Annotated in this window: 11 protein-coding genes and 2 pseudogenes; all 13 read left to right on the top strand. The window is 46.8% G+C overall.

The genetic code is table 11. The features are described 5' to 3' along the window. Positions 1–197 precede the first annotated feature (197 nt). Positions 198–1,556, top strand: coding sequence for a bifunctional UDP-N-acetylglucosamine diphosphorylase/glucosamine-1-phosphate N-acetyltransferase GlmU (gene glmU / locus C6Y40_RS02310; RefSeq protein ID WP_105933148.1), 1,359 nt, complete (start codon positions 198–200; stop codon positions 1,554–1,556). Then, positions 1,556–2,596 (top strand): Gfo/Idh/MocA family oxidoreductase, encoded by a 1,041-nt coding sequence (locus C6Y40_RS02315; protein ID WP_105933149.1) that lies wholly within the window; start codon positions 1,556–1,558, stop codon positions 2,594–2,596. Before glmU ends, C6Y40_RS02315 begins: the two co-directional genes overlap by 1 nt. Next, positions 2,587–3,126 (top strand): annotated as a pseudogene (locus tag C6Y40_RS25510) (DUF6942 family protein). Before C6Y40_RS02315 ends, C6Y40_RS25510 begins: the two are co-directional and overlap by 10 nt. Before the next feature lie 60 nt (positions 3,127–3,186). Next, positions 3,187–3,957, top strand: a complete 771-nt coding sequence (locus C6Y40_RS02325; RefSeq protein ID WP_105933150.1) for a DeoR/GlpR family DNA-binding transcription regulator — start codon at positions 3,187–3,189, stop codon at positions 3,955–3,957. A gap of 2 nt (positions 3,958–3,959) precedes the next feature. Then, entirely contained in the window at positions 3,960–5,792 is a 1,833-nt protein-coding gene (glmS, locus tag C6Y40_RS02330) for a glutamine--fructose-6-phosphate transaminase (isomerizing) (RefSeq protein ID WP_105933151.1), read from the top strand. A 142-nt stretch (positions 5,793–5,934) separates the two neighbouring features. Continuing rightward, positions 5,935–6,213, top strand: a complete 279-nt coding sequence (locus C6Y40_RS24895) for a PDDEXK family nuclease (RefSeq protein WP_205664734.1) — start codon at positions 5,935–5,937, stop codon at positions 6,211–6,213. Between the two features lie 24 nt (positions 6,214–6,237). Beyond that, on the top strand, positions 6,238–6,804 hold the full coding sequence (locus tag C6Y40_RS25470) for a TnsA endonuclease C-terminal domain-containing protein (RefSeq protein WP_205664737.1): 567 nt from the start codon (positions 6,238–6,240) through the stop codon (positions 6,802–6,804). Next, a complete protein-coding gene (locus C6Y40_RS02340) occupies positions 6,788–8,896 on the top strand; it encodes a Mu transposase C-terminal domain-containing protein (protein WP_105933152.1) in 2,109 nt (702 codons plus the stop codon). Before C6Y40_RS25470 ends, C6Y40_RS02340 begins: the two co-directional genes overlap by 17 nt. Continuing rightward, a complete protein-coding gene (locus tag C6Y40_RS02345) occupies positions 8,889–9,173 on the top strand; it encodes a hypothetical protein (protein ID WP_205664735.1) in 285 nt (94 codons plus the stop codon). The genes C6Y40_RS02340 and C6Y40_RS02345 overlap by 8 nt, the downstream gene beginning before the upstream one ends. 77 nt (positions 9,174–9,250) lie before the next feature. Then, positions 9,251–9,880: a TnsD family Tn7-like transposition protein gene (locus tag C6Y40_RS02350; RefSeq protein WP_170308387.1), complete on the top strand. Its 630-nt coding sequence runs from the start codon at positions 9,251–9,253 to the stop codon at positions 9,878–9,880. Positions 9,881–9,894: 14 nt separating this feature from the next. After that, complete coding sequence (locus tag C6Y40_RS02355) at positions 9,895–11,550, top strand: Tn7-like element transposition protein TnsE (RefSeq protein ID WP_105933154.1); 1,656 nt, start codon at positions 9,895–9,897, stop codon at positions 11,548–11,550. A 192-nt stretch (positions 11,551–11,742) separates the two neighbouring features. After that, entirely contained in the window at positions 11,743–11,994 is a 252-nt protein-coding gene (locus C6Y40_RS02360) for a 4Fe-4S cluster-binding domain-containing protein (protein ID WP_105933155.1), read from the top strand. 130 nt (positions 11,995–12,124) lie between these two features. Beyond that, a pseudogene (locus C6Y40_RS02365) lies at positions 12,125–12,478 on the top strand (IS21 family transposase); the annotation flags it as partial.

A 12,478-nucleotide genomic window follows, 5' to 3' on the forward strand; every position in this document is an offset into this window, starting at 1 on the left:
TGCTTTCTGTTTCTCCCTGTAAGCGGTGTTAGCCCGAAGCTGAGTATAATACAGACAGACGGCTTGTCATGCTACTGTCGCCAAATACTGACGTATAAGCTCGCACACCTAAATAATCCGATGCCTGAAAATGAGCGCTGACTTGTTGTGCCGGCTTGGTTACACTATTGGCCAAATATCAGTTAAAAGGATGAGTTATGGCGTTTTCTGTAGTGGTTCTGGCAGCCGGTAAGGGCACCAGAATGAAGTCGGCGTTACCCAAAGTGTTGCACCCGGTTGGCGGTGTGGCGATGGTTCAACGGATTATCAATACCGCAGAATCCTTAACGGCCACGGCCGTGCATCTGGTTTATGGCCATGGTGCCGACCAGCTACAGGCCAATGTTAGCGGACAACAAATTAACTGGTGCCTGCAAGCCGAGCAATTAGGCACCGGCCATGCCGTAATGCAAACGGTTGAACATATCAGCGACGAAGAAGACGTGATGATCCTGGTAGGGGACGCGCCGCTGATTAAAGCCGATACCCTGCAGCGACTCATCGATGTAAAAGCCAGTTGCGACTTAGCGCTTCTCACCGTAAACCTCGACGACCCAACTGGCATGGGGCGCATTATTCGTAACGACGATAACATTGTGGCCATTGTAGAACATAAAGATGCTACCGAGGCGCAGCGTGCTATTACCGAAATTAATACCGGCATGATGATGATGCCCGGTAAAGACTTAAAGCGCTGGCTCAGCGAGCTGAATAACGACAACGCCCAGGGCGAGTATTATCTTACCGACGTTATTGCCATGGCCGCCAACGAAGGCAAAGTGATCAAAGCTGCCCAGCCAGACTCGCCGCTGGAGGTTGAAGGTGTTAATAACCGCATTCAGCTGGCCCGCCTGGAGCGAACCCTGCAGCTATGGCAGGCAGAAGAACTGATGACCAACGGTGCCACTCTGGCTGACCCGCTGCGTGTGGATGTGCGTGGTGAGTTAACTACCGGACAGGATGTGTTTATTGACATCAATACGGTATTTAAAGGCAAAGTAACGCTGGGTAATAACGTGGTGATCGGCCCCAACTGCGTGCTGATTGATTGCGAGGTGGCGGATAACGCCGTAATCGAGGCCAACAGCATTGTGGAAGAAGCCAGCGTTGGTGAATCCTGTACCGTAGGTCCTTACGGACGGTTACGCCCGGGCGCAGTAATGGAACGCGGTGCCAAAGTGGGCAACTTCGTCGAAATGAAAAAAGCCCGTTTAGGCGAAGGCGCCAAAGCCAATCACCTTACCTACCTGGGTGACGCCGACATCGGCGCCGGCAGTAATATTGGCGCAGGTACCATTACCTGTAACTATGACGGTGTAAATAAGTCTAAGACCCTAATTGGAGAAAATGCGTTTATTGGCTCTAATTCTGCGCTGGTTGCTCCGGTAGAGATAGGCGCAGGGGCAACGGTGGCAGCAGGCTCTATTATTACCGCTAAAGTGCCGGACGACGCACTGGCCGTGGCACGCAGCAAGCAGCGCAACATTGCTGGCTGGCAGCGTCCTAAGAAAAAATAATGGCCCTTTCAGTATTGGTTATGGGTTTTGGCTACGCCGCCAAAACCTTTCACGTACCGTTTTTACAGGCGATGGATGCCTATAGCATTGCTGGCGTGGTGTCATCAGTTCCGGCCAAGGTGCAAGGAGTGCTGCCGGGCGTTAGCGTGTATAACAGTTTTGAGCAGGCAATCGCTGACGATAACTTTGATTTGGTAGTGATCACCACACCTAATCATCTGCATGCCGAACAGGCCGAAGCAGTGCTGCGTGCCGGGTGTCATGTGCTGGTGGAGAAACCTTTTACGCTGAGCAGTGAGCGGGCAGAGCAACTGGTAGCACTCGCTGCTCAGCTTAATAAACAGCTTTGCGTGTTTCATAATCGTCGCTTCGACGGCGACTTCCTTACCCTTAAACAGCTAATCGCTGAGCAGGCGGTGGGCGATATAAAGCGGCTTGAAAGTCGTTTCGACCGGTTCAGACCCACGCCGCGCAAGCGCTGGCGGGAAAATGCCGGGCCGGGCAGCGGCATATTCTGGGATCTCGGCCCTCACCTCATCGACCAGGTTGTGCAGTTATTCGGGATGCCGCAGCAGGTATCGGCCGATATCCGCATTCTGCGAGACGGCGGTGAATCCGACGACGCCTTTGAGGTAACGCTGCATTACGCTGCTATCACCGTGAAGGTGGGCAGTTCGCCATTCGAAGCAGGCCCTACACTACGATATGCGCTGCAGGGCACCAAAGGCAGTTACCGCAAGTACCACCTCGATCCGCAGGAAGACCAGCTCAAAGCCGGCATGTCCTTTAACGATCCCGAGTGGTCTGTAGCACCCGCGCCGCAGCACGGTACACTCTACCTTGAAGATGAAAGTAAATTGGTGGCGACGCTCAACGGCGGCTACACCACCTTTTACCGTCAGTTGGCAACGGCTTTAATCACCAACAACGCTGAGGCGTTACCTGCAAGCGGGCAGAGCGTAGTGGCGGTAATCCGGTTGATCGAACTGGCCAGGCTTGCCAGTGAGCAACAGCAAACATTAAGCGTGGAATGCATTTAACCGATCCGGATATAAACGCACTGGGCGATAGTAACGCGCGAATTCGTGTGTATATTGGCAATCGCCCCAATACGCTGATTGAGCACGTCCAGCCCGGCGTATTCCCGCTGATGGCTCAGGATATATACAATATCGGTCAGGTTTGCGGGAACGGTTGGCGAAAAGTGTTTAATGTTTATGCCAAGCTGATCTTTGCCCTGCCACCCACGCTGGGATTCAGAGACACCACATCCCGCTGACAGGACTTTCGTGATAGCCGCTTATTACAAGCAGGCTCTGGTACCGCGTTGTATTTCAACGAACCCGAAGAGTTTTCGCCCGACGTGTTGCACATTATTACCGGTAAGACCTACGCAAACTCCCTTACTGTGGCTTCCTCCCTGTACTGGGAAACACCTGAATTTGCGATAAATAAGCAACGCAACATTGTGGTGTGCCCCTACTTTGATTACCGCCAACTTTCGAATGCTAAGATAGTGTTTCTTATCGACTTGCTCGAGCAGTTACATTTACCTATGTATAAAAATTAATTCGTAACATTTGAAAGTTTAGTGCTATATTTGTTTTCAAACGAAATATATAACTTTCGAATGAAACAAAAAAGAAACCTCCACGCGCGTCATGAAAGTATTGTTAACTGGGTTGTTCAGCACGGACAAACCCCGGTGGAAACACTCGCCCGTGAGTTTTCGACTTCTGAAGTCACTATTCGTAAAGATCTGACCCTGCTCGCCGAGCAAGGCCGTCTGATCCGCCAGCACGGCGGTGCGGCGCCTCTTAACAAGCCACAACCCGCTACCAATACGCAGTTATCGCTTAAACAGGCGATTGGGCAGCTCGCTGCCTCGTTGGTAAATGACAGCCACAAAATCGTTATCGACAGCGGCAGTACCACCGCCACTATGGTGGAGCACCTTAAACAGCCTTCGCAATTGGTGGTGATGACCAATTCGCTGGATGTCGCCAACCAGTTAGTGACCTTTGATAATGAACCTACCGTGCTGATGACTGGCGGTACCTGGGATAAACAGTCGCAGTCGTTTCAGGGCAACATGGCGGGTAAGATGCTACAGTCCTATAGTTTTGATCTGGCCTTTGTGGGCGCAGCCGGACTTGATGTGGAGCGCGGCACCACCACCTATAATGAACTGACCCTGCTGAGCCAGGAAATGGCCCGGGTAGCCGGCAACGTGGTGGTATTAGCGGAATCAACCAAACTCAGGCATAAAATGCCGAATATCGAATTGGCCTGGCAACAGGTAGCAGTGCTGGTAACCGATGACGGTTTACCATTCAGTGCAGAACAACAATTAAATCAACAAGGTGTGAAGGTAATGAAAGCCTCACTCAATGGAGAATAGCTATGTGTGGGATCGTCGGTGCGGTTGCAGAGCGTAATGTGGTTGAGATATTGCTTGAGGGCCTCAAGCGGCTTGAGTACCGGGGGTATGATTCGGCCGGGGTAGCGTTGTTACAACCCAATGGCATTCTTAGCCGCGTACGCCGTACCGGTAAGGTACAGGAACTGGTGGATGCGCTAAGCGATCAGGAAGCGCTTGGTTCTACTGGTATTGCACATACGCGCTGGGCGACTCATGGCGGTGTAACAGAAGCCAATGCGCATCCGCATTTTTCCGACGATCGAATTGCCGTAGTGCACAACGGTATCATTGAGAACTATCAGTCTCTGCGTGAGCAACTCACCAGCAAAGGTTACACCTTTACCAGCGATACAGACACCGAAACCATTGCCCACACGGTGAATGAAGAATTAAAGAATACTGATTCTTTACTGGCTGCCGTGCAGGCTTCAGTAAAACAATTCCACGGCGCTTACGGCACTGTTATTATGGATCGCACCGACCCGTCTAAAGTGGTGGTTGCCCGCTCGGGCAGTCCGCTGGTGATTGGTCTTGGTCTGGGCGAAAACTTCATTGCCTCTGATCAGATGGCGCTGCTACCTGTAACCCGCCGGTTTATGTTTCTTGAAGAAGGCGATGTAGCCGAGATCACCCGTCGCAGTGTATCGGTGTTCGATAAAGACGGTAAGCCGGTTAAACGCGAGATTATCGAATCGAATATCGAACATGATGCTGGCGATAAAGGCGGTTATCGCCATTACATGCTCAAAGAAATCCACGAACAGCCAGTGGTTGTGCGTAACACTTTAAAAGAACGTGTGAGCGACGAGGGATTGCTGCCGGATATCTTTGGCAAGGGAGCCGATGAGCTGCTCGCTAAGATTAAACATGTTCAAATTGTGGCCTGTGGTACCAGCTACCATGCGGGCATGACCGCACGTTACTGGCTGGAACAGTTTGCCAATGTGTCCTGTAACGTGGAAATTGCGTCCGAATTCCGCTATCGCAAATCAGTGGTGCAGGAAAACAGCCTGCTGGTGACGATTTCTCAGTCAGGCGAAACCGCCGATACCCTCGCTGCACTGCGTTTAGCCAAAGAGCTGGGTTATACCGCCAGCCTGACCATTTGTAACGTGCCGGGCTCATCCTTGGTACGCGAGTCTGACATGGCGTTTATGACCCGTGCCGGCGCCGAAATTGGCGTGGCTTCCACCAAAGCCTTTACTACCCAGCTTACAGCGTTTTTAATTCTGACCCTAGCCCTTGGTGAGCACAACGGCATGGCCACAGCCGAGAAACAAGCCATTGTGCAGGGGCTGCACAGTCTGCCAGCCAAGCTGGAAGAAACTTTGGCTATAACCCAGGGCATTGAAGATTTAGCTGAGGAATTTGCCGATAAGAATCACTCCTTATTCCTTGGCCGCGGCGACCAGTACCCCATAGCAATGGAAGGGGCGCTAAAGCTTAAAGAGATTTCTTATATACACGCCGAAGCCTATGCATCAGGTGAGCTTAAGCATGGCCCACTGGCACTGATCGATGAAGAAATGCCGGTTATTGTGGTTGCGCCAAACAACGAGTTACTGGAAAAACTCAAATCCAACGTTGAAGAAGTGCGTGCCCGTGGTGGAATCATGTACGTGTTTGCCGATAAAGACGCGTCATTCGCCAGCGACGAAACCATGCGGGTAATCAATGTTCCACACTGCGACAGCCCGATCGCTCCAATTATCTACACCATCCCGCTGCAGTTGCTTTCGTACTACGTGGCACTGATAAAAGGGACAGACGTAGATCAACCAAGGAACCTGGCTAAATCGGTTACTGTTGAGTAACCGATAGACTTGCTTTATGTCGGTTGTAGATTGACAAAAAACTATCACACTTACATAAAAGTATCATACTAAACAAAAAACTATCATACTTAATATAATCCGAGCTATGCTTTGACTTACTAGCCTCGCTCGGATTATCAATATGAGTATGAAAACCGCTTTCTTAAGCCCCTACCCAAAAGAAATTAAGAGTCTTCTTCAGCCTGCAATTCTGAGACGCTTACAAAAAGAAAAACGTGGTCAAGGTTATGGAAAAGATTATCAGCCCTTTCTAACTGTACGAGATGTTCCAAGCAAGGGAAGAGTACATCGCCGTCCAGCTCTTACTAATAACCGTATTGTCCATCTACTGTCAGACCTTGAGCTTGCGGCATTTTTACTTTTTGATTGGAATGATACCGTAGTCGATATACGTGAGTAGTTCCCTCTTAACCCTGAAGCCACTATTGATATTGCAAAAAGATTAGGTATCAAACATCCCGCATACAAAGGGATACTTCAGGTTATGACTACTGATTTTTTAATTGATATGGAAATTGATGGGGTTTTAGTTAGTCGTGCTGTTTCCGTCAAGTATGCTGAAGATCTAGAGGATGCGCGCACACTAGAAAAGCAGGAGATTGAGCGTCGCTTTTGGGAGAATGAAAAAGTAGCTTGGTACGCATTTACAGAACACGATGTGCCAGTTACGTCGGTAAAAAATATCCGCTGGCTAGCGTCTCACATGCACAGTTATGACCTTGAAGTTTCCGAAAGAATGGGCATTTTCGAACGAATTGCCAAAGCGCTTGATGGCAATTCGGAAGAAAAATTGCCAGTTCCGTTGCGAGAGCTGGATGACAAATATGCTCAAGAGCCCGGCGCTCACCTCCAATACTTCAGACACTTAGCCGCACAGCATGCTTTTCTTTGGGACATTCACGGAACACTGCACACCAAGCTAAAAGCAAGGGATATAGAACTGTCAGAGTACTGGTTAAATCAGGAGGCAAATTATGTTCATGCCAAATGATGTTTATCAATGGGATACCAAGAGGATCAGAATACTCTGGAGCAATCCACAAGTAATCTATTGGATAAATATTGATGACGAAAGAGCCCTACCACAAGCAACACAGAAATCAGAATTTGAACACTTGTTGGCTAGAGCCGATCTTAAAATAATCAATGACCCTTACGTAAATATCAGTATGAGCGCACCTAAGGCAGGTTCGAAATCCGAGAAAGTACAACAAAATGCATGGATTGCTATCAAGAATGTAGTCAAGTCTGAGCCCGATATTTATGAGAGAAAGGCCCGTGGATTGCTAATGAGTAAGATCATGGAAGAGAACAAAGCAACAAAGCAAACGTTGTATCGTTGGCTGCGAAAATATTGGCAATTCGGTATGTGTCCGAATTCTTTGAGTGGCCGTTATGACTTGTGTGGGGGACGAGGAAAACCGAAAACATTTAAAGAGAAGCGAAACGGACCCATCCGTACCCGTAATCTGGGTGAAGGTGTCCCGATCACAGATCAAGTCAAATCTCTGTTCAGGGTAGTTATCCAAAAAAGTTATCTCAACGAAAATAAATATGACTTCGATTATGCATACAACCAATTATTGATCGCTTATGGGGTTAAAATTCCAGCATCGCCGGAAGACTTAATAAATGTGCCAACAGAGCGTCAATTTAAATATTTTTTTCAGAAAGAATATACATCGATCGAAGTGACCAAAAAGCGTGAAGGTGAAATTAACTATCTGAAAGATTTCAGTCCCAGTATTGGTACCTCGACAGCTGAAGTGCCTGGTCCTGGATACCTTTACCAAATTGATGCCACCATTGCTGATGTGTACCTTGTGTCAGAACAGGACCGAGCAGAAATAGTTGGCCGACCTACTATGTATTTTGTTGTCGATGTGTTCAGTCGAGCGATTGTTGGTATCTACATTGGCTTGGAAAATGCTTCCTGGGTCAGTGCAATGGAGGCGCTTGGAAATGCTATGGCAAATAAAGTCGATTATTGTGCAGAGCATGGCATTGATATCACGTCTGACCTATGGCCAATGCAGGGTTTGCCAGAACATATAATTGGAGACAAAGGTGAAATGCTTGGTCGACATGTCGAAGTACTCAGTAAAGCTTTTCACGTCGAGATTCAAAATACGCCTGCCTACCGAGCGGCTGACTGGAGAGGAATTGTTGAACGCTATTTCCGAACTGTTCAGACTAAAATGAAGCCTTTTGTTGAAGGTTATGTAACCAAAAATCCAATTGGCAAGAAACGGCATGGTAATGATTATCGGCAAGATGGAATATTAACTCTAAAAGAGTTCACGAAAATGATGATTAAGATAGTGCTTCACTATAATAATGACCATGTTATTCGAACTTACGATATTGACTCTGATATTCCGAAAAAACTTCCAGCGAACCCTTTGGCGCTGTGGGCGTGGGGAATCGAATATCGCACAGGGTTACTAAGGAGACCTGACCCTAAACTAGTCAAGGTCAACCTGCTTCCTCATACCAACGCGACTGTGACCGAGCATGGCCTAAAGCTTTTTGGCTGTTATTACAGCTGTAAACAAGCGCTGGAGTGGGGTTGGTTCGAAGAGAATTACAGAGGACCTAAAACGGTTACCGTTGCCTATGACCTATACAGTACGAATGAAATTTACCTTCGCCCCTCTGACTCGTATGCTGAATTTATACCCGCAAACTTAACGTCCCGAAGTCGTGCTTACGCCAATATAACCATATGGGAACTATGGGTTTTCCAGGACATTCGATTGGATGTAGCAGCCACTTCAAAACTTAAGAAACGATCAGGCTCGGTTAATTTGGTTAGTGAACTTCAGCAAATCAAAGACGAATCCAAGCAGCATCAACCAAAATATACGAGAACAGAGAAAGCGCAAAGAGCGAAAGGGATAGCGGGCAATAAGCGTAAAGAAAGACAGTATGAGCGAAGCAATAAAACAGCAGATCGGAGTGAACCTTTAGAAAGGACTTCTGCGACTGTAACACCGATACATGGGGCAAATACCGAGCAAAAGAGCTTTAAACTTCCAACTCGGTTGAAAGACCTATTGAAAGATGGGGACTCAGATGACTAATCCAAAAATTACAAGGTTTCCTGAAGCAGAATACAAAAAAACAGGTTTGCCTGAGTACGATGAAAACCCGCTGATCGCGGCGCTTCCGGTAATAATGAGCCCTATAGAAGTGGCAAAGTCTTTGAGAAAGAGACCCCACTTTCAACCTGAAGAAATTAATTTACCATGCCACATTCGAACCCATGCAATCAGGAAATACATAGGCTACTCAAGAGGACATGGGCTGGAACAACATTTGAAGATCAATTTAACTATTCAGAAAACAACTACTGGCTGACTAACCTATTTCGAAAACATCGTAAGTCGTTTCACCCTTTGCGCCATTTACTTGTTACCACTGCACTGGTCTCCGAATTGTCTGTAACTAAGTTATTGGAAAAAGTGCGCAGACTTCCGGAAGGAGTTTTGGTGCCTAGCCATTTTAGCAAAAAAGTCACCGTACAGAACGCTGCAGAATACAGGTACAGTTGGGTAGATATGCTAAAGCGGCACCCAAGCGCAGGCGTCAAAGAACTTAGAAGTACCGAGCGTGGTGATGCTATTTATGCTTGGCTGTATCGCAACGACAAGAGCTGGCTGATGTCTAATCGGCCAAAGCGAAAAGTAAATTCGCAAAGCCACTACGCCGTTAACTACCGTGATTGGGATGCAAAAAACGTTGCGCATCTTGAATCAGTATATGAGGTCATGGCTAACGTGCGTAATAGACCGCGTTTGACAAGAACTCGAATCATTAAGGAACTGCCCCGGTCAAATTCAGTTGAGAAACATTTGCCTGATCTACCAGCGACGAGCCAATGGCTCACTGATCATGAAGAATCGGTAGAAGACTTTCAACTCCACAGATTGAGGATTGCTTACGAACAAATGAAATCGAACGACCTTGAGGTGAAACGTTGGCGTTTACTCAGAACAGCTGCAATTCGAATAGAATTAGTAACCCCCAAGATTGAAGCCGAAATACGACGTTTAGAACAAAGTTAAGGATAGCCCGATTTATGTCTAATATTGATGAGATTGGAATTCGCGGAATACCTAAAGAATCAAAGCTAATATTGTTGGGAGATTGGTATCAGAATCCAGGGCAAGAGTGGAAAGTCATTTGTTATTTTTACCGGGATGATCTAGGTTATTTTAGGAAGGGTTTGCCTATCGATCTATTACCAGCCTTAGTCCCCGGAACTGTCTTTCCAAGAACATCAACAGAAAACAAGGCTCAGGGATGGACAGAAACGGTTATGTTGCCTCAGCAGGACAGCTGGAAAAAAGTAGATTTTCGACAACTACCTCGCACCTTAAAACGTGTCGATGATTTTTCAGAACAATTCGACAATTGCGTTCTGTACAGAATCGAAACTGACGAAAAAGTATATTGGTTACCAATAGCAGAAGTCGCACGCATGCTTTTCTTTCATTCTTCAGAAGTGGTGCGCGCTGCTGTTTATCAGGGGAATAACTGGCAACTTGGTAAGTCCTGGTCTGAAGATTGGGTTGGTAACGTTGAGTTGTCTGCCAATATCCCTGTTAGGTATATGAACAGCCTACAGTACAGAAAGTTCTTTACTTGGTTATTCTTTGATTCTGACACGCAAGATAGCTTCGGCTCTGTTTTTAAATCAATTAATCAGAATTCAATTGTTGAAAACGGTGCAGATCGTTGGACATTTGATTTTACAACGCCAGACTTGAGCTACTGTGAAATTTCACTTTCAGGCTATACGGGCAGAGAGGCTGAAGAAAATCAGGTGTTTATTCGTGAAATTAGGTCAGTTTCTGGTCTGAAGGCGCCTGACCTTGATGTTGTATATTTCTCACACCCTGATGACCACCTATTGCTGAGCAAAGACCCTAAAGAAAATGACGAAAAACCTAAACCACTTAACAAACCACCCGTAGATATTAGAGAACTGGACCCAGACACGAATCCGAAATCCAGTAAAAAGCGGCACTCTGTAAAGTTAGGGCGAAGCGGATTAAATTTTGATGTGGAGCTCGATACAAGGCGTAGCCCAAGGAATGTGAAGGCGCTGCCACCCCAATCTGAACCAGACCTTGAAGAGATAGAAGAGCAGACTCCTAAAGAATTGGCTAGCCTGCAACAAGGGAGTGACAAAGGAAAAGCTCTAAAGGCCGATGTCGACAATCTTGACCCTCCGGACTTAGTAGATGCGCCCGAGAAAATTGTATTCTTTCAGTCCATGCTGCGAAAACTGGAAGAAGAACATGGGTGGCAAATTGAGAGCAAAATCGGAGATGTCCCGAAGAAAAAATGTCGCAGTCAGCATTTAGTTGGGGATAGACCGCGTCGGTACTGCCATGCTGTTATTAAGCGAGATAAATCGACGACGATTCAGATACTAGAAATTGAACTAACCAGTAAGTTAAAGAAAGACGGGACATTAGAAGCTGAAAGCTTATCCACATTGTTTTTTCGAGCAGGCGATACCGCTGTTACTTTTCAAAGGATTTTAGATGAGTTGATGACGGCATATAAGGACGAAAGGTTGAATGCAATGAGCTGGAAACGACAGTTTATTTCACAAAACACTTCGGTTAGAGAATATTTAGGTCACCCTGACAACAAGATAAAAAACGAACTAGATGCTCTTGAATCATGGGTAGCAAGAGCCGCTGATAAAGTTATAGGAATGTAGCAGAAATATATTAATACCGCTTCCGTCAGAGTGGCTATTCTAGCTTCGAGCGGTTGCTTTGCGAAGAAGTGGGTTGCATCCTATTGCGCTGTGAAAAAATGATTGGCAGTTGCAAGCCTTGATCTGGATCAATACAACATATAGTGTCTCGTGTGATTATTTAGCACAACATATAGTTATTTGGGTTATCTAATGCAGCCCCTTTTTAACACACTGGAACCTCAAGTGCTTTTCCAAGAAGTACCTGATGAAGTGTCGCTCGGCTTTACTATCACCGGTTGTAAACTACGTTGTGAAGGCTGCCATAGCGAAGAGATTTGGGACGGCAACTTGGGAGTATCCCTAACGAATGAAGCATTTGCCGCTTACCTTAAAAAATATGAGGGCTTTATAACCTGTGTGCTCTTCTTTGGAGGTGAATGGCATGCAGAGTGCGTATTCTGATGTTCTCGATCGCTGATTCTGGCTAGCCCGATCAACTCTATTCCGGTCATTCGATCACAGACTTTTTCTTCACCACCCGATCAGTCTTTTATGCTTGTTAACTTCTTTTAATTTTAAAGAGGAAACAAGTATGTCAAAACCTACTGACATAGAACGCGTTAAAGCGGTTCTCTATCTTAAGCTTGATGAAAACCTCAGTAACCGGGACATCGCCAGGAGACTGAATGTGGGGGCTGCCACTATATCTGATATTCTCGGTAAATTCAGAACCCTGGATTGTGGCTGGCCGTTACCTGAGCATGCCTCCGATCAATGGCTACATCAGTCACTTTATCCTGACAGGAAAGCGGGCCGTATTAAACCTGATTATGGCCTGATGGATATTGAACTGCGGCGTAAAGGTGTAACTAAACTGCTGCTCTGGGAGGAATATCAGGCTAATTACCCTGATGCTTGCTATAGCTACAGCCAGTTTTGCGACAAT

The organism is Marisediminitalea alba, assembly GCF_002993365.1.
Lineage (GTDB): Bacteria > Pseudomonadota > Gammaproteobacteria > Enterobacterales > Alteromonadaceae > Alteromonas > Alteromonas alba.

Coding starts and splice junctions, on each gene's coding strand:
- C6Y40_RS02340 (WP_105933152.1), top strand. CDS start 6,788: ATGTTCATGCCAAATGATGTTTATCAATGGGATACCAAGAGGATCAGA.
- glmS (WP_105933151.1), top strand. CDS start 3,960: ATGTGTGGGATCGTCGGTGCGGTTGCAGAGCGTAATGTGGTTGAGATA.
- C6Y40_RS02325 (WP_105933150.1), top strand. CDS start 3,187: ATGAAACAAAAAAGAAACCTCCACGCGCGTCATGAAAGTATTGTTAAC.
- glmU (WP_105933148.1), top strand. CDS start 198: ATGGCGTTTTCTGTAGTGGTTCTGGCAGCCGGTAAGGGCACCAGAATG.
- C6Y40_RS02355 (WP_105933154.1), top strand. CDS start 9,895: ATGTCTAATATTGATGAGATTGGAATTCGCGGAATACCTAAAGAATCA.
- C6Y40_RS24895 (WP_205664734.1), top strand. CDS start 5,935: ATGAGTATGAAAACCGCTTTCTTAAGCCCCTACCCAAAAGAAATTAAG.
- C6Y40_RS02345 (WP_205664735.1), top strand. CDS start 8,889: ATGACTAATCCAAAAATTACAAGGTTTCCTGAAGCAGAATACAAAAAA.
- C6Y40_RS02315 (WP_105933149.1), top strand. CDS start 1,556: ATGGCCCTTTCAGTATTGGTTATGGGTTTTGGCTACGCCGCCAAAACC.
- C6Y40_RS02360 (WP_105933155.1), top strand. CDS start 11,743: ATGCAGCCCCTTTTTAACACACTGGAACCTCAAGTGCTTTTCCAAGAA.